Consider the following 16,404-nt stretch of genomic DNA (forward strand, 5'->3'; position numbering starts at 1 on the left):
GCTGGCGGCTGCGGTGCGCCTTCGGCAGATATCTCGATGTCGAGATAACTCTAGTACATCGTCCTGGAAGGGTCATGCCCGGCTGCCCGCGCCGCACCGGGAAGGCGGCCGTTCACCCCAGGAATGCCCCGACGGCCGTCACGAAACGATCGGCGTCGTCGAGCCACGGGAAGTGTCCGGCTCCGGGCTGAACAAGGAGTTCCGCATTCGGAAACAGCTCGGTGAACTCTGCCACGGTGCGCGGAGGGGCCCCCAGGTCGACCTCCCCGGCAAGCAGCAGCACCGGCGGCGCGAAGCGGGCGAGCGCGGTGCGGGTGGCGTCCGGATCGAAGGCGCCTTCGGCACCGAAGGCAGCCACGACCTCGGCGTTCGTCTGCTCCTCCTCGGCCCCCTGATGGGCCCGGGCCACTTCGTCCCAGCGGCCGTAGGAGAACGGCGCGATGGCCCGCCAGGAGTCGGCGGCGGCCCTGCCCGCCACGATCTCCTCCAGAGCCGCGAAGGCCGCCGGGAACCACGGCTCGCCGCGGCGGAGCAGAGCGGTCTCGCGCCGGACGTCTCCCGTGATCACGAGGCCGACGGCCCTGACGCTCGGCGCGACCAGCGCGAGCCTGCCGACACGCTCCGGATGGCGGGCCACGTACTGCGCCGCCACATTCGCGCCGGCGGAGTGCGCAAGCAGATCCATCCGGTCCAGGCCGAGGTGCTCACGCAGGGCCTCCACGTCGTCGACGAGCCGGTCGCATCGACAGGAGGCGATGTCCTCCGGCATCGCGGACCGGCCGGTGCCCCGAATGTCCAGCCTGACCAGCGCCCGGCGCGCGGAAAAGCCCCCGAGATCGCCCAGGTACGCGGAATCCTGCGGACCCCCGGGCAGGCAGACCACCGGAGAGCCCTCTCCGGACACGTGGTAGGCAAGCTCGGTTCCGTCATGCGCGGAGAAAGTAGGCATGGCCGAGACCCTCTCAGCCGTGTCCGGCCCCGGCAACCGGGTTCCCCGGCGCACGTGAACGGCCTGCGCCGCAGAGCGCCATGCCGGTACACCCACGACGTGGCACCCGTCCGGACGCCCACCGCGCGACGGACCGCCGCACCGGGCGGACGATGGGAGCAGGCAGCGCGTTCTGTGGGCGGCGCCGCGGCATGTGTCATGTCACGGCGTCCCGCAGCCCTTTACTCCGCGCACGCCGATCCCGCCGTTCTCCCACCGGCGTGTCGCCCCACCCGTCACCCGAACACCACACCCCGAACAGCCCCCATCTCATATCTGAGATAGCGTGGCGGCATGTCAGACGACTACCTCGCACGCATCGGCAAGCTCATACGTGACGCCCGTCAGCACCGGGGCTGGACACAGAGCCATCTCGCCGAAGCGCTCGGCACCAGCCAGAGCGCCGTGAACCGCATCGAACGCGGCAATCAGAACATCAGCCTTGAGATGATTGCCCGAATAGGTGAAGCACTCGACAGTGAGATCGTGTCGCTCGGCTATGCCGGGCCGATGCATCTGCGGGTGGTCGGCGGACGCCGGCTCTCCGGCTCGATAGACGTCAAGACCAGCAAGAACGCATGCGTGGCGCTGCTGTGCGGCTCGCTGCTCAACAAGGGGCGTACGGTACTGCGCCGCGTCGCCCGTATCGAGGAGGTCTACCGGCTCCTCGAAGTGCTGAACTCCATCGGTGTCCGCACCCGGTGGATCAACGACGGGACCGATCTGGAGATCGTCCCTCCGGCCCGGCTCGACATGGCCGCCATCGACGCCGACGCGGCCCGCCGCACCCGGTCCATCATCATGTTCCTCGGCCCTCTGCTGCACCGCATGGACCAGTTCACGCTGCCGTACGCGGGCGGCTGCGACCTCGGCACCCGGACCATCGAGCCGCACATGATCGCGCTGCGCCGGTTCGGCCTCGAGATCGCCGCGACCGAGGGCCTGTACCACGCCCAGATCAACCGCTCGGTCTCCCCCGACCGTCCCATCGTGCTGACCGAGCGCGGCGACACCGTGACGGAGAACGCGCTGCTGGCCGCCGCCCGTCACGACGGCACGACCGTCATCCGCAACGCGTCGTCCAACTACATGGTCCAGGACCTGTGCTTCTTCCTGGAGGCGCTGGGCGTACGGATCGACGGCGTCGGTACGACGACGCTGACCGTGCACGGCGTGCCGAACATCGACGTCGATGTCGACTACTCCCCCTCCGAGGACCCGGTCGAGGCGATGAGCCTGCTCGCCGCCGCCGTGGTCACGGAGTCCGAGCTGACGATCCGCCGGGTGCCGGTCGAGTTCCTGGAGATCGAGCTCGCGGTGCTGGAGGAGATGGGCGTCGACTGCGACCGCACGGCGGAGTACGCGGCGGACAACGGCCGTACCCGGCTGGTCGACCTGACGGTCCGGCCCTCCAAGCTGGAGGCCCCGATCGACAAGATCCACCCGATGCCGTTCCCCGGCCTCAACATCGACAACGTGCCGTTCTTCGCGGCCATCGCCGCTTCGGCGCACGGCAAGACCCTGATACACGACTGGGTCTACGACAACCGCGCCATCTACCTGACGGACCTCAACCGCCTCGGCGGCCGGCTCCAGCTCCTCGACCCGCACCGGGTCCTGGTGGAGGGCCCGACCCGCTGGCGCGCGGCCGAGATGATGTGCCCGCCGGCGCTGCGGCCCGCCGTGGTGGTGCTGCTGGCCATGATGGCGGCGGAGGGAACCTCCGTACTGCGCAACGTGTATGTCATCAACCGCGGGTACGAGGAGCTGGCGGAACGGCTCAACTCGGTGGGAGCGCAGATCGAGATCTTCCGGGACATCTGACGGGCGGGGTGTTGTGCCCCTAGGAGACGAGGGGCACGACACTCCTAAATGCCCACTGACCTGCGGTTACACACTTGCGCGATCTTCCATTGAACATCGCTGTTTTTCATCACCTTGTGCAACGTGCGTGCAAGATGATCTTGGATTGGTGACGATGCATCAGAAATACCTGAGTGCCCGTCAGCCTTCACCGTGAGTGCTAGGCCGTGTATCGAAAGTGGATCTTGGCGATGGATGATTGTGGTTCATGGCGCGGGGAGATCTCACGGATGAACAGTGGTCGGTGCTGGAGCCGTTGTTGCCGAGGGGGACGAAGGCGGGACGGCCGCACGTCTGGCCCCGGCGGCAGCTGGTCGACGGCATACGGTTCCGGGTCCGGACAGGGGTTCCGTGGCGGGACGTCCCCGTTGAGTACGGGCCGTGGGGCCGGATCTACGACCTGTTCCGCCGATGGCAGCGGGCCGGCACCTGGCACCGGGTCCTTACCCAGCTCCAGTCCCTGGCTGATGCGAAGAGTGCGATCACGTGGGAGCTGAGCGTCGACTCCACGGTGTGCCGTGCCCATCAGCATGCAGCCGGGGCTCGGAAGCGGGGTGACCTGCAGAAGGAACCGCCGGGCGGTGTAAGGACGAACACGAACGCGTCGCTCAGCAGCAGGTACGGCTCCAGGGGCGCGGCAAAATCTGTTGGCAGCGGGCGGACCTGGGCGTATCCGGCCAGGAACGCCCGGTACCCACTCCACCGGCAAGACCACGCTCCTCGACCGCTTCGAGTGAGTCCTTCGCCACGGCGCCGGCAGACGTGGCCGTCGAACAGCAGGAGGCCGGGCGTGAACCACCCCGGCGGGAAACGGCTGGCTCGTGCGCGCGCCAGTTCCCGGTGCGCTTCGTCACGAAAGGCACCCGGCGGGCTGGCCACCCGAGCAGGCAGCGCAAGTACCACCGCCAGGCCCAGATATCGGAGGTGCGGTCAGCTCGGTGTCTTCGCTCGCCCTGGAACGCCCGACCGAGCCCACCATGTCGGGCAGCCTGCCGTGCTCAACAGGTTCAGAGTTCTGCTGGCCTCCGGTTCACTTTCCCGTGTCGACGACGCCGCTCCCTGGGTTGATGCCCCTGTTCTTGCTCACCCAGGCCGTCCGCAACATCTCATAGTCCTCTTCACTGAGAACCTGGCATGCCTCGGGCCGGTCGGGGACGGTGTATGTGCGTGTGGCGTTGATGGCCTTCTGACAGTCGGCCTGCCTATCGGTTTCGGACGTGCCACATGCGGTAAGTGCGGCCGTGAGCAAGGCGATCGAGGCGACGGCGGTGCGGGTCCTCATAATTCCCCCAGGATCGTGTGATGCGAGTGAGGCAATCATGCGATGGGCGAGGTGACGGAGGGGAGGCTTCGGCGGCAGTTCGCGTTCCGTGCCTCGGTTCCGCTGAAAAGCTGAACGATCCTCCGGGACTGTCGCCTCAAAGGCGATGGGCGTGCACCAGGTCGATGCTCGGCTTCGGCCGGATCCCGAGTGGGCCGAACTCGTCGAACGCGAAGACCCGGTCGGGAAACGGTCCAGGACGTGCTCGATCCGGTCCAGCTTCGCCTCGCGGTCGGGGTCGGTGGATTCCTTCCAGGTCATGTTGCGCTGGAAGGTGACTCCACAGCGGGCGAGCAGGCCGCGTAACGCCTCGCGGCCGATACGAATCACTCGGCCGTGGACTGTGCGCAGGTAGGCGACGAGTTTGCGTGGCGACCAGCGAGTGAAAGGCTGGCCGAGCTTGGTGGGGCGGGTGGTGGCCGTCTGGACGACGAAGTCCTCGTCGTCATCGCTGAGCAGGCGGGGACGGCCTCCCGCCCACCGAGGGTCCAGGCAGGCCAGGCCGACCTCGTTGAACCGGTGGATCACATCGCGCACGGTGTCCTCGTCGGGCGCCACCAGCTGGGCGATCACCAACACCCGATTCCCGCCGGCCGAGGCCAGCAGCATCATCGCGCGCCGATAGCGCACCGAGTTGGTGCTGCCCCGGCGCACGATCTGCTGCAGCCGCTGCCCCTCCTGGTCGGTAGTCTGCGCACACGGACAGGCTCGGCCACCGCGCCTCCAGCGGTCGGATCGGACGTCACCGCACATCCAACCGCCACGACGACCAACCCGGCGAACCTATGCAGTCACAGCACTAGGGTGCGCTTCGAAAGTGGATCAAGCTAGTGTGCCCCGATGACAGAGACGCAACGACGCCGCGACGTAGGCCCACCTGGCAGCGACTCCGACGAGAAGTCGACATTGCTCACGTTCTTGAACTACGTCCGTGAAGCAGTGGTTGCGAAGGCGCAGGGCCTTGATGACAGGCAGGGGCGAACGCCCGGGGTGCCCTCTGGCACCAGCGTTTTCGGCCTGGTCAAGCACCTGACGGCGGCGGAGCTTTACTGGTTCGCCTGGGCCTTCGAGGGTGCCGATGTCGAGCATCCGGATTTCAGCATGGATCTCGCCGAGGGTGAGACCGTGGACAGTCTTCTCGCTGCCTACCTCGGTGCCATTGAACGATCCAACGAGATCATCAAGCGTTGTGACAACTTGAACCATCCGTGTGCTCGGGCGGCAGGCAAAGCGGGTGCTGTGCGACCGATGCGGTGGGTACTGGTGCACATGATCGAAGAGACGGCTCGCCATGCAGGCCACGCCGACATACTTCGTGAGCAGGCTGACGGTTCAATCGGCGGACCGCGAGTTTGTCGTATCTCGTCGCCACGGCACGGTGCCTCTTGAGGCGGTTGATGCCGCACTCGACCGCGTGCCGCGCTTTATAGTCCTCCCGGTCGAACTTCGGCGGTCGGCCACCGGAGGACCCCCGCTTCTTGCGGTTGCGGACTTGGTCAGCCTTGTCCGGGATGGTGCAGCGAATGCCGCGGCGCCGCAGGTAGGCCCGGTTCTTGCGGGAGGCGTACGCTTTGTCGGCCCGCACTTGCCGTGGCCGGGTGCGGGGCCTTCCGGCCCCGAGCTGGGGCACCCGAACGCGGCCCAGGACGACCTCGAACTGTGGGGAGTCACCGCGCTGCCCAGCGGTGATCACGATCGACATGGGCTTCTGACCCTGCTCGACGGCCAAGTACAGCTTGGTGGTGAACCCGCCGCGCGAGCGTCCCAGTCCGTGATCACGGAGCTCGGTGAATACACCGCCCGGCGGTTCCTTCTGCAGGTCACCCCGCTTCCGAGCCCCGGCTGCATGCTGATGGGCACGGCACACCGTGGAGTCGACGCTCAGCTCCCACGTGATCGCACTCTTCGCATCAGCCAGGGACTGGAGCTGGGTAAGGACCCGGTGCCAGGTGCCGGCCCGCTGCCATCGGCGGAACAGGTCGTAGATCCGGCCCCACGGCCCGTACTCAACGGGGACGTCCCGCCACGGAACCCCTGTCCGGACCCGGAACCGTATGCCGTCGACCAGCTGCCGCCGGGGCCAGACGTGCGGCCGTCCCGCCTTCGTCCCCCTCGGCAACAACGGCTCCAGCACCGACCACTGTTCATCCGTGAGATCTCCCCGCGCCATGAACCACAATCATCCATCGCCAAGATCCACTTTCGATACACGGCCTGGCCACCAGGTACGCCTGGTTCACGTCGACGATCACCAGGTCCGGGCCCAGTACCAGGTAGGGGCTCGGAGTGGCGGCGAACAGCACAGCGTGATCAACCTCCGATACCACCGGTGACCACTTCCTTCCACCCCCAGCGGCTCCGCCTTTCAGCCTGTGGTCCATCCCCCGGCTGTGCCCGTCGGCACGAAGCCACAGGGGCCGCCTCCTCGCGCGTCGTTGCGCAGACCCGCCTCGCGCGATCACAACGAGTGAGGGCGTCCTCTGGCCCTCAGCGACCGTGCCCCCGACCGCCGCTTCGGTGACAAAGATCCCGCCGTACGTGGCAAGACCCACGTCACTCGGTTCAGCGAGAACCTTTCGCCGCTGGGAATGTGGCGTGGAGCAAGGGTCAGTGCTTCGTGAGGTCGGTGATCCAGCGGGCGGCAAGGAGGCCGGAGGCGGCGGTGAGGGCAGCGGCGGCAATGACCGTGGCGTTCAGACCGAAGGTGTCGGCGAGGATGCCCGCGAGGAGCGCTCCGGCGGCGTAGCCGATGTCGCGCCAGAACCGGTAGGTGCCCAGGGCGTTGGCGCGCCAGGCGGGGTGTGCGTGGTCGGAGACGGAGGCGATGAGGGCGGGGTAGACCATGGCGGTGCCCAGGCCGAGAACTACGGCGGAGAAGATGCCGGCGAGCAGGGGTTGGTCGAGCAGGGCGAGGGCGAGGAGGAAGCCTGTCGCTTGGACGAGCATGCCGGTGACGATGAGGGGTTTGCGGCCGATGCGGTCGGCGAGGTGGCCGGCGGGGATCTGCCCGATGCCCCACAGGACGGGGTAGATGCCTTTGATGAGGCCGACGGCGGCGAGGCCGAGGCCGTGGTCGGTGAACAGCAGGGGGAAGACGCCCCAGGTGAGGCCGTCGTTGAGGTTGTTGACGAGTCCGGCCTGGCTGGCGCCGCGCAGTTAGCGGTTGCGCCAGGAGGTGCGGATGAACGTGGCGGCCAGGCCGGTCTTCTCGCTGCTGGGCGGGGGCTTCGGGTGCTGGGCGAGTTCGAGGGCCACATGGGCGGCGGTGTCCCGGACGGTGAGGGACAGGGCCAAGCCGGCGGTGACGAAGACGACGCCGAGGAGTTCGGGGACGGGGCGCAGGCCGTAGCCGGTGGCGAGGTAGCCGGTGAGCAGTGCGGTGGCGCCGACGGCAGTGTATCCGGCGGCCTCGTTGAGGCCGGTTGCCAGTCCGCGGCGGGCCGGTCCGACGAGGTCGATCTTCATGTTGACGGTCATCGACCAGGCCAGGCCCTGGTTGAGGCCGAGCAGGACGTTCGCGGCGATGATCCAGTTCCAGGACGGTGCCCAGGCGAGCATCAAGGGGACGGGGACTCCGAGCAGCCAGCCGGTGAGGAGGAGCTGCCTGCGGCGGAAGCGCGCGGTCAGGGCTCCGGCGGCGAGGTTGGTCAGGGCCTTGGTGAGACCGAAGGCGATGATGAACGAGAAGACCGCCAGGTCGCTGGTCAGGCCGAAGGTGTCGGTGCCGATGAGCGGCACGGTGGTGCGTTCCAGGCCCACGAGGCCGCCGACGGCGATGTTGACGACGACGAGGAGGGTGAACTGGAGCCGGTTCTCCCGCAGCCCGAGGCGCACGGCGGGTCCGGCGGGCCGCTGCGTCGGGGAGGTTGTCGTCATACGTGGGCGTCCTTGCGGGGTACGGGTGGCGGGCCTGACCGGGAGCCGGCACGGGGCGAGCCGGAAGGAAGCGGCGGAGGGGTCAGATGAACGCGTCGGCGAGCATGAAGGCCGCGACCGCGAGCAGTGCGTAGGCGAAGACGCGCTGCAGCGTGTTGCCGCTGAGTCGTTGTGCGTAGCGTTTGCCGTCCCAGGCGCCGAGGATCGCGGCGGCGGTGAAGGGCGCGATGACGGCCCAGTCCAGATGTACTCCGGTGCCGGCCCGGGCGCCGAGCGCGGCGATCGAGTTGATGGTGATGACCAGCAGGCTGGTGCCGATGGCCCGGCGCATGGGGAGGTTCAGCACCCGTGTCAGGGCCGGCACGGCGAGGAATCCGCCGCCCACACCCAGCAGCCCGGTCACGGCGCCGAGGCCGGCACCGGCGGCGCCGGCCTTGGCGGGGCGCACCTTGCCTGCGGCCGGGGCGGGCGCGGGGCGCAGCATGCGCAGTGCGGCGACTCCCGCGACGACGGCGAAGGCGATGGTCAGACCTGCCTGGGGCAGATGGCCGGCGGCCGTGCCGGCGAGCATGGCGGGGACGATGCCCGCGGCGGCGAACAGCAGTCCGGTCCGCCAGACCACGTTGCCGTCCCGGGCGTGGCCGGTGAGCGCGGTGATGGACGTCAGGGTGACGATGATCAGACTGGCGGTGATCGCGTCCGCCGGCGGCATGCCGATCAGGTAGGTCAGGGCGGGGACGGCCAGGACGCTGCCGCCACCGCCGAGTCCGCCGAGCGCCAGGCCGACGACGGCTCCGGCGACGAGTGCGAGTATCAGGGCGGTCATGCCACCGAGCCCTTGTTGCCGCTTGCGCCGACGACCGGGTGCCCGGCGGCAGCCCACTGCTGCATGCCGCCCTTGACGTCCCACGCGTCCGCGCCGCGCTCACGGAGCAGCTCGACGGCCTGTTGCGAGCGGTTTCCGCTGCGACATATCACCACCAGCGGCCGCCTCTGGGCAGCCTGCGGCAGTGCAGCCCCCGCGACCAGGGCGGACAGGGGTGCGTGCACCGCGCCGGGCGCCCGCCCGGCGTCCCACTCGCCCCGCTCACGGACGTCCAGCAGGATGTCCGGGGCGTGGGCGCCCTGGGTGCGCCGATGGGCCTCCTCGACGGTGACGCGTTTCTTGCCTCGGGAGAACAGGGACATCACAGGACCTCTCGAATGCAGTCGGGCAGGAAGTTCATGCAGGAATCGGGGCGGCCGCCGGGTGCCGGGGGCCGTTGTCACCGGCTGAGCTGCTCAGCCGGTGACAACGGGCAGCCCCGCAGCGGTGGCGGAGTCGAAGGCGTCATCGACGGCGACCACGTCGCGGTCGGCGGCGTCCAGGAGGGAGGCGGCGATTGCGGCGCGCATGCCGCCCGCGCAGTGCACCCACACGGTGCCTGCCGGGACCTCGCCGAGCCGCTGGTGCAGCTGGTGGACCGGAATGTGCACAGAACCTTCGATGTGTCCGGCGGCTCGTTCGGAGTCACGGCGCACGTCCAGGACGACGACGTCGCCCGTTCCCTGTTCGGCCAGACCGGTGAAGGTGGAGCGGGGGAAGGATGCCAGGGAGGTGCCCTCGCCGGCCCACTCCTGCGCAGTGCCCATGGCGGCGGCTGCGGGCCGGTCGATGCCGACACGTACCAGCTCGCGCTGGGCGGCGGCCAGCTGCTGGGGGGATTCGGCGAGCAGGGTCACCGGCTTGCCCCACGGGATCATCCAGGCGAGATACGTGGCGATCTTGCCGTCCGACTCGAAGTTGAAGCTCCCGGCGACGTGGCCCTCGGCGAACGCGACCCGGTTGCGCAGGTCCACGACCCACTCACCGGCAGCCAGCCGTGCGGAGATCTCACCGGCGTCCGCGACGGCCGGGGGTGTCAGGTCCACCGGGGCGGGACCGGCCGCGTTAACCGGGCCCATGTGCGCGTAGTAGGCGGGGACGTCCTCGAGGCCGGCCAGGATCTCGGCGACGTAGGAATCGACGTCGGTGGTGAGCGCCGTGTTCGCGGACTTCTCCCGGCCGATGGTGGTGTGGTCGCCCTCGGCCTGCGCGGAGGAGCAGAAGCTACCGAAGCCGTGCGTCGGCAGGACGGCCGTCGCATCCGGCAGCTCGGCTGCCAGACGGTGCGCTGAGGCGTGCTGGGCTCGGGCCAGCTCCTCGGTCAGCCGGGGCTCGACCAGGTCGGGGCGGCCCACGGTGCCGATCAGCAGCGAACCTCCGGTGAACGCGGCGACGTCGGTGCCCTGCTCTTCCAGCACGTACGCGGTGTGGTGCGGGGTGTGTCCCGGGGTGGCGACGGCCCGCAGCACGAGACCGGCATCGACGGTCACGGTGTCGCCGTCGGACACCGGCACCCGGGCGAAGGACACGTGCGCGCCGGCCGGCACGAGGTAGGCGGCTCCCGTGACACGGGCCAGCTCCAGGCCGCCTGTCACGTAGTCGTTGTGGATGTGCGTCTCCACGACGTGGGTGATGCGTACCCCGCGCCGGGCCGCCGCCGCCAGGACCTGGTCGAAGTCCCGCGGCGGGTCCACGGCCACGGCCGTGTCCGTACCGCCGGCCAGGTAGTGACGATTGCCAAGCCCCTCGAGCTCGATGGTCTCGATGAAAAGCATGAAGCTGCTCCCTTCCTCGAAATACCCCCCCCAGGTATTCAGTTGAACCAACTATACCCAGGGGGGTATTTCCGGGCGTGCTGGGGTGTGAGGCGGCTCTCCCCTGGTGCGGGCCCTGTTCAGATCTCGGGCGCTCTTCGGCGCCGCCTCGCCGGGTCCGGACCTCGGCCGAACGGGACACCGACGGGACTGGCGTAGGACTTCACCGCGATCGCCGGGAGTCAGTTCTCGCAGCGATCCTCAATCGGAGGATCGCAGCCCAGGGGAGCGCGGGATACTCACGATCCGTTCCGCAGGGAGGCGATGATGGTGCGGACATCGGTGCGCGGGCCGCGGTTGTAGGGCAGCTTGGAGAGCATCATGCCCATGGCACAGGTGTTACTGAGCGCGGCGAAGGTCAGCCCGGCGCCGACCGCGGTGCCGATCAGGTGCACGCCGGGGACGAAGAAGCCCACGACGCCGCTGACGAGCACGATCGAACCGGCGATGAGACGGACCTGACGTTCCAGTTCCCAGCGCTGCGCGCCGCGGTTGACCGGTGCGCCGGAAGCCTCCCAGGCCATCATGCCGCCGTCCAGGACCCGCAGGTTGGGCAGGCCCGCCTCGGCGAGAGCCTCCTCGGCCTGCGTCGCGCGGGCACCGGAGCGACAGACCAGCACCACGTCCTCGTCCAGGTGCCGCCCCAGCTCCATGCGGTGCTCGCGCAGGGTGTCCAGGGGCACGTTGTAGGCGCCGGGGATGTGACTGGTCTGGAACTCGCCGGGCGTACGCACGTCGAGCAGACGGGGGCCATCGCCGGTCTTGATCAGGTGCTGAAGGGCGGCTGGCGTGAAGGCGGAAGTACGGGAAGTGTCGGTCGTCATGAGAACTACTCCATCGAGAAGAGGGACGGGAAGCGGCGGGCCGGCTCGCCTGCACAAGGGCCGCCAGGGCACGTGGAGGTCCCGTGCGGGGACGGGCCGCCAGGTGAAGTGAGAGGGGTGACGGGTCAGGCGGCGGCGGGCGTGTTGAGTAGGGCCCAGGCGGCCCAGCCGCCGAGTACGTCGGAGACGTCGTCGAAGCCGTGGTGGCGCAGCAGGCTTGCGGCGATCGAAGAGCGGTGACCGCCCGCGCAGTGCAGGACCAGCGGCTTGTCACGCGGGATCTCGTCGAGACGGAGCGGCAGTTCACCGAGAGCGACGTGCAGGGCACCCTCGATGAACCCGTTCTCGCCGCGCTCGCCGCAGTTGCGGACGTCAAGGACGACCGGCGGGTTCTCACCGTCCAGCTCGGCGCGCAGCTGGGCGGCGGTCAGGCGGCCGGCCGGGGCGACCACGTCAGCCATAGCGGCCAGCGCCTCGTCGGGCGAGGCCAGATACCCGGCGACCTGGTCGAAGCCGATCCGCGCGAGCCGGGTGACGACCTCCTCCTCACGCCCCTCGGGCGCCACGACCAGCAGCTCCGCGCCGGTCGGCAGCACGGTGCCGGCCTGCTCGGCGAACCGGCCGTCGGCCGGGACGTTGACCGCGCCGCGCACATGGCCGGCGGCGAACTCCTGCGGGTCACGCGCGTCGACGACCACCGCGCCCGCCGCACGCCGGGCCAGGAAGTCCGCCACACCCAGCGCCGCCGGCGTGCTCGCCGGGTCGAACAGGTCCCGGTCGCGTCGGTTGAGGTCCGCGTCGTAGGCGAAGTACCCCGGAGCCGCCGACTGCCCGGAGGTCACGATCGCGACGAAATCCCGCTCGCTCATCGGCGCACACGCGTAGTTCGTCGCGCGCTGCTCGCCGATCGTCGACTGCCGTTCGGTGGACAGGTTCTTGCCGCAGGACGAACCAGCGCCGTGTGCGGGGAAGACCCGCACCTCATCGGGCAGCGCCATCAGCTTGTTCTGCACGCTGTCGTGCAGCATCGCGCCCAGCTCGTCGGCGGTCACCCCGACCGAGGCCAGCAGGTCCGGGCGGCCGACATCGCCGATGAACAGCGCGTCACCGGTCAGCACCCCGTACGGAACGGCGTCCTCGGCACGCTCGTACACCAGCACACTGATCGACTCCGGCGTGTGACCCGGCGTCTCCATGATCTTCAGCACAACGTCGCCGAGGCTGATGGTGTCCCCCTCGGCCAGCTCGCGGATCGCGTACTCGGTCTCGGCGCGGTGCCCGTAACCGATCCAGGCGCCGGTGCGGGCGGCCACCTCCAGGTGACCGGCGACGAAGTCCGCGTGGAAGTGCGTGTTGATGACACCCACCACGGTGAAGCCACGGGCCTCGGCATCACCGAGGTACTCCGACACGTCCCGGCGCGGGTCCACGACCACGGCCTGGCCGGTGGCCTCGTCAGCGATCATGTACGACGCCTGGGACAGGCACTCGAGGTAGTACTGCGAGAAGAACACGGAAACCTCCAGAACAAGGCGGGTCTTATGCCCCGCGGGGTATCAGTCGGGGCGAGAGGCGGCCTGGCGCGAGGCCAACACACGGGACGGGGCAGCCCTCGACCCGCCGGGGCTTGACTCGGCGACGGCCGCGAACCCCGGACCGCAGTGGATACCCCATGGGGTATTACACATTCGACCGTACGGAGCGCTGCCTGCATTGTCAAATACCCCGGGGGGTATTAACAGGATCGCGGAGGCGCCGCCCAGCGAGCACACCCGGCGTGGCCACGGGTGGACACTTTTGAAGCTTGACGGCATGACCCGAGGCGGCGGGGCCACCGAGGCACACCTTGCGGGATAAGCCTCGCGCGGCCTGGCACTGGCGCTCCCCAGCCCCTTACAGGAGGGGGCCCGCCTCAGCGCCGCGGCGCAGACCTCGTGCGGCGCAAGAGGTCCGCTGGCTGGCTGAAGCCGGGATTAATACCCTGCGGGGTATTGTTGTCGAAATCGAAGGAGGATGACGTGCAAGTAGACGAAGAATCCATGCAACCCGTCCTGAACCGCCTACGGCGGGCTCAGGGGCAGCTCACCGCGGTAATCACGATGATCGAGGCGGGCCGCGACTGCAAGGATGTCGTGACCCAACTGGCCGCCGTCTCCCGCGCCTTGGACCGGGCCGGATTCAAGATCGTCGCCAGTGGAATGCGACAGTGCCTCGCGGGAGACTCTGACACTCCGCCCATGTCACAGGAGGAGTTGGAGAAACTCTTCCTCGCCTTGGCGTAACCGTCAGCGGGGTGTTCGTCCAGTTCGCCGAGTTCACGGACTCCGTGCGGGACTTCTACGCCTCACGCGACTCAACGGGGAGCGGGCGAAGGGCGAGCAGGGCGGCGTCGTCGGTGAGGCGCCCGCCAGTGTGGTCGAGGAGGGCGTCGATAACCAAGCGGAGAAGACACGAAGGGGAAATTCCGTCGGAGTGGTCGGCGTGGATTCGCTCGAGACACCTGCGCAGGGGAAAGAACTCGTCAGCCCGATTCCTGGCTTCCGTCACGCCATCGGTGACGAGTAGGACGGTCTCCTGCCTGGCGTAGGAGATGCGGCTGACGACTGGGGGGCTGCCGGTGAGTTCAGCCATGCCGACTGGTGACCCCTGTTCCTGGGGCAGTTGCCGCACCCCATGGGGGCCGATCACGAAGGGGCCTTCGTGGCCGAAGTTGACGACTTCGACGCTGCCGAAGTCGGTGGCGAAGGAAATGACCACTGCGGTGGCGAAGCGTTCCTCGTGATCACCCAGTGCTGAGTTCAGAAAGTTGTGCCTGCTCAGTCCTGATTCCATACGACTGGCAACTACATCGAGGCCGGGCTCGTGATACCCGGCTTCGCGGAAGGCGCTCACGACCGCCCCTGCGGTTGACACGGCAGGAAGACCCTTTCCCTGAACATCCCCCAAAATTGCTCGGGTGCCATGAGGCGTTAACAGCACCTCGTAGAAGTCCCCGCCCACTCGTGCTTCGACATCGGCTGCGAGGTACCGGGCGGCCACCTCCACCCCGCCCCACCGAGGCGGGATCGGCCGCAGCAGCACCTGGCGAGTCGTTTCCGCCGCACTCTGCAGATGGAGTACGTAATCGCGGGCTCGCGCGCGCACCACCGAGATGAAAATGGCGAGTAGGACTGCAAAGACCCCGAGCAGGAAGTCCTCGGTCCGCAGTTCCGTCGTTGCCATGCTGGCGTTGGCGCACCGGTTGAGGACGAGCACAAGGAGACCGAATGCCGCTGTGACCTTGGGCGAGGACACCCCTGCCGCCAGCAGGGGAACCATCAGAAGCCAGTTTCCCACCTGAATAGACGGACCGGTGAATTGACCGACCAGGGCGACGATGACCAGAAAGCCTGCGGGCAGCACCCACGCTGCCGCGCCGTACCGCACAAGCAGGGGCTCACGTTCATCTCCTCGCCGCAGGCTTTGGCGCAGCGAAGCCCTTCGCATGCCGGTGATCCAGCCACGGCCAATGTCCGGAATCATGGCTCCATTCTCCGCACGTGCCTGTCCTGACGAGGACACCGCCGTTGTCGGCGAGCCATAGCTTCAGCATTGAGGGGATCGCCGCCCAGTTCGACAATCAGGGTCGCGATCGGATTGACCGAATGGGTCGCGTGATCGTGATATTACTTTGGGGAAACTGTTGGGTGGCCGAAGTGCTTTCGGTGCTGGGGCATGTCGGAGTCCCGACGCGGTGGTCGGGTTCTCCGGGTTCTTTCGGGTCGTGGGCGGACGGGGGCTTGCCGGTCAGCTGGCGGGTCGGGGCAGTGCGCCGAGGCGGTGGAAGGCCGTGGCCAGTTCGTGTCTCCAGGGCCAGGTCGCCGATATTCGCAGGTGGAGGCGTCGACCGCCGCGGGTGAGGCGTGCGGCGACGTGCAGTAGCCGGTAGCGGAGTTTCTTCGGCTCGGCGGTGGCCAGCTCCCCGTCCGGAAGGAGGACGCGGGTCCAGGCGAGCAGGTCGATCGCGGTGAGGCCGAGTTCGAGCCAGACGGCGTTGACGCCGAAGTCTCGGGAGGAAAGCGGCCGAAGCCAGTGGTCTTGCCGCACCGGATGTGGTCCTCGACAGTGGCATGTCCGCGGTGGCAGACCTCCAGGAACTGAGCCCCTGCGCGACAAGAACGCGGACAACGGCGAGTAGGCGCTGGCAAGGGCGTGCCAGGCTGCGGTTGGCGGAGGTGCTTCGGCGGTGACGAGGACTTCAGCCCCTTTCCTCCGGTGCGCGGGCCGTACAGGAGGAAGGGGTGAGGCAGCGGCGCACGAGTGTGAGCGTGCGCTTGGTCACTGTGTCGAGGGTGGCGCCGTTCTCGACGGCGGCGAGGGCGGTGTGCAGCATTCCGGCGATCAGGTCGGCCGTGAGCGCGGGCTCGGGAACCCCGAGCTCCTCGACGGCGGCGCGGAACGGCTCGACCTGTTCCACGTGGAGTTCCATCAGCCGTTGTTGGCAGGCGGGATGGAGGCCGGCGTCCATGAGGGCGGCGGCGGGCCGGTGCGCGCCTTCGGCGCCGAGGCGGAGGCTTTCCCTGAAGAACGCCTCGATGCGTTCCAGCGGGCCGTTCACGGTGGCCATGGCGCGGGTGAGTGCCTCGTTGGAGCGCCGGAAGGCTTCTTCCGTGATGGTGGCCAGGAGGGCTGCCGAGGAGTCGAAGTACTGGTAGACGCTGGAGCGGGCCAGGCCCGCGCGGGCGCCGACCGCCGCCGGCGTGACGGCGGTGGCGCCCTCGTTGACCAGGATGTCGACCGCTGCCTCGATCAGCGCCTCGCGTTGCTGGGCGCGGTGCTCGGCGACGGTGGAGGCGTTGATCTTCGGCATGTGG

13 protein-coding genes and 4 pseudogenes are annotated in these 16,404 nt (G+C 68.7%); 4 read left to right on the forward strand and 13 right to left on the reverse strand.

The genetic code is table 11. The annotated features are described in order from the left end of the window. Positions 1-112 precede the first annotated feature (112 nt). Entirely contained in the window at positions 113-949 is an 837-nt protein-coding gene (locus OG878_RS09670) for an alpha/beta fold hydrolase (RefSeq protein ID WP_328886407.1), read from the reverse strand. Between the two features lie 333 nt (positions 950-1,282). Between OG878_RS09670 and OG878_RS09675 the strand changes: the two genes are divergently transcribed. Both OG878_RS09675 and OG878_RS42230 read left to right on the forward strand, forming a co-directional pair. Continuing rightward, positions 1,283-2,812, forward strand: a complete 1,530-nt coding sequence (locus OG878_RS09675) for a helix-turn-helix domain-containing protein (RefSeq protein WP_328886408.1) — start codon at positions 1,283-1,285, stop codon at positions 2,810-2,812. 247 nt (positions 2,813-3,059) lie between these two features. Continuing rightward, positions 3,060-3,443, forward strand: a pseudogene (locus OG878_RS42230) (IS5 family transposase); the annotation flags it as partial. A gap of 865 nt (positions 3,444-4,308) precedes the next feature. Here OG878_RS42230 and OG878_RS09685 read toward each other — a convergent pair. Beyond that, a pseudogene (locus OG878_RS09685) lies at positions 4,309-4,888 on the reverse strand (helix-turn-helix domain-containing protein); the annotation flags it as partial. Positions 4,889-5,012: 124 nt separating this feature from the next. Between OG878_RS09685 and OG878_RS09690 the strand changes: the two are divergent. Beyond that, positions 5,013-5,561: a DinB family protein gene (locus OG878_RS09690; RefSeq protein ID WP_328886410.1), complete on the forward strand. Its 549-nt coding sequence runs from the start codon at positions 5,013-5,015 to the stop codon at positions 5,559-5,561. Here the strand turns inward: OG878_RS09690 and OG878_RS09695 are convergent. The 8 genes and pseudogenes from OG878_RS09695 to OG878_RS09730 all read right to left on the reverse strand — a co-directional run. Beyond that, a pseudogene (locus tag OG878_RS09695) lies at positions 5,518-6,342 on the reverse strand (IS5 family transposase); the annotation flags it as partial. The gene OG878_RS09690 and the pseudogene OG878_RS09695 sit on opposite strands and share 44 nt — an antisense overlap. 437 nt (positions 6,343-6,779) lie before the next feature. Then, positions 6,780-7,328 (reverse strand): MFS transporter, encoded by a 549-nt coding sequence (locus OG878_RS09700; protein WP_328891194.1) that lies wholly within the window; start codon positions 7,326-7,328, stop codon positions 6,780-6,782. Next, positions 7,329-8,048: an MFS transporter gene (locus OG878_RS09705; RefSeq protein WP_328886411.1), complete on the reverse strand. Its 720-nt coding sequence runs from the start codon at positions 8,046-8,048 to the stop codon at positions 7,329-7,331. Between the two features lie 82 nt (positions 8,049-8,130). Beyond that, entirely contained in the window at positions 8,131-8,874 is a 744-nt protein-coding gene (locus tag OG878_RS09710; protein ID WP_306068871.1) for a sulfite exporter TauE/SafE family protein, read from the reverse strand. After that, positions 8,871-9,236: a rhodanese-like domain-containing protein gene (locus tag OG878_RS09715; RefSeq protein WP_328886412.1), complete on the reverse strand. Its 366-nt coding sequence runs from the start codon at positions 9,234-9,236 to the stop codon at positions 8,871-8,873. The genes OG878_RS09710 and OG878_RS09715 overlap by 4 nt, the downstream gene beginning before the upstream one ends. A gap of 93 nt (positions 9,237-9,329) precedes the next feature. Continuing rightward, positions 9,330-10,688, reverse strand: coding sequence for an MBL fold metallo-hydrolase (locus tag OG878_RS09720; RefSeq protein WP_328886413.1), 1,359 nt, complete (start codon positions 10,686-10,688; stop codon positions 9,330-9,332). A gap of 278 nt (positions 10,689-10,966) precedes the next feature. After that, on the reverse strand, positions 10,967-11,551 hold the full coding sequence (locus tag OG878_RS09725; protein ID WP_328886414.1) for a rhodanese-like domain-containing protein: 585 nt from the start codon (positions 11,549-11,551) through the stop codon (positions 10,967-10,969). 125 nt (positions 11,552-11,676) lie between these two features. Then, entirely contained in the window at positions 11,677-13,065 is a 1,389-nt protein-coding gene (locus tag OG878_RS09730; protein ID WP_327334577.1) for an MBL fold metallo-hydrolase, read from the reverse strand. Positions 13,066-13,569: 504 nt separating this feature from the next. Here OG878_RS09730 and OG878_RS09735 point away from each other — a divergent pair. Then, complete coding sequence (locus tag OG878_RS09735) at positions 13,570-13,833, forward strand: metal-sensitive transcriptional regulator (RefSeq protein WP_255965976.1); 264 nt, start codon at positions 13,570-13,572, stop codon at positions 13,831-13,833. Between the two features lie 55 nt (positions 13,834-13,888). Here the strand turns inward: OG878_RS09735 and OG878_RS09740 are convergent, their stop codons facing one another. The 3 genes and pseudogenes from OG878_RS09740 to OG878_RS09750 all read right to left on the reverse strand — a co-directional run bounded on the left by OG878_RS09740 (position 13,889) and on the right by OG878_RS09750 (position 16,400). Continuing rightward, positions 13,889-15,073, reverse strand: coding sequence for a PP2C family protein-serine/threonine phosphatase (locus tag OG878_RS09740; RefSeq protein WP_328886415.1), 1,185 nt, complete (start codon positions 15,071-15,073; stop codon positions 13,889-13,891). Between the two features lie 264 nt (positions 15,074-15,337). Further along, positions 15,338-15,690, reverse strand: a pseudogene (locus OG878_RS09745) (transposase); the annotation flags it as partial. 98 nt (positions 15,691-15,788) lie between these two features. Beyond that, the gene (locus OG878_RS09750) at positions 15,789-16,400 is read right to left on the reverse strand and encodes a TetR/AcrR family transcriptional regulator (RefSeq protein ID WP_306068877.1); all 612 of its coding nucleotides are present in this window, start codon (positions 16,398-16,400) and stop codon (positions 15,789-15,791) included. Positions 16,401-16,404 lie beyond the last annotated feature (4 nt).

The sequence above is a fragment of the Streptomyces sp. NBC_00316 genome, from assembly GCF_036158715.1.
GTDB lineage: Bacteria > Actinomycetota > Actinomycetes > Streptomycetales > Streptomycetaceae > Streptomyces.

What these genes read in the sequence shown, in the direction of transcription:
- OG878_RS09670 (WP_328886407.1), bottom strand. Translation starts at nt 949, where the DNA reads ATGCCTACTTTCTCCGCGCATGACGGAACCGAGCTTGCCTACCACGTG.
- OG878_RS09675 (WP_328886408.1), top strand. Translation starts at nt 1,283, where the DNA reads ATGTCAGACGACTACCTCGCACGCATCGGCAAGCTCATACGTGACGCC.
- OG878_RS09690 (WP_328886410.1), top strand. Translation starts at nt 5,013, where the DNA reads ATGACAGAGACGCAACGACGCCGCGACGTAGGCCCACCTGGCAGCGAC.
- OG878_RS09705 (WP_328886411.1), bottom strand. Translation starts at nt 8,048, where the DNA reads ATGACGACAACCTCCCCGACGCAGCGGCCCGCCGGACCCGCCGTGCGC.
- OG878_RS09710 (WP_306068871.1), bottom strand. Translation starts at nt 8,874, where the DNA reads ATGACCGCCCTGATACTCGCACTCGTCGCCGGAGCCGTCGTCGGCCTG.
- OG878_RS09715 (WP_328886412.1), bottom strand. Translation starts at nt 9,236, where the DNA reads ATGTCCCTGTTCTCCCGAGGCAAGAAACGCGTCACCGTCGAGGAGGCC.
- OG878_RS09720 (WP_328886413.1), bottom strand. Translation starts at nt 10,688, where the DNA reads ATGCTTTTCATCGAGACCATCGAGCTCGAGGGGCTTGGCAATCGTCAC.
- OG878_RS09725 (WP_328886414.1), bottom strand. Translation starts at nt 11,551, where the DNA reads ATGACGACCGACACTTCCCGTACTTCCGCCTTCACGCCAGCCGCCCTT.
- OG878_RS09740 (WP_328886415.1), bottom strand. Translation starts at nt 15,073, where the DNA reads ATGATTCCGGACATTGGCCGTGGCTGGATCACCGGCATGCGAAGGGCT.
- OG878_RS09750 (WP_306068877.1), bottom strand. Translation starts at nt 16,400, where the DNA reads ATGCCGAAGATCAACGCCTCCACCGTCGCCGAGCACCGCGCCCAGCAA.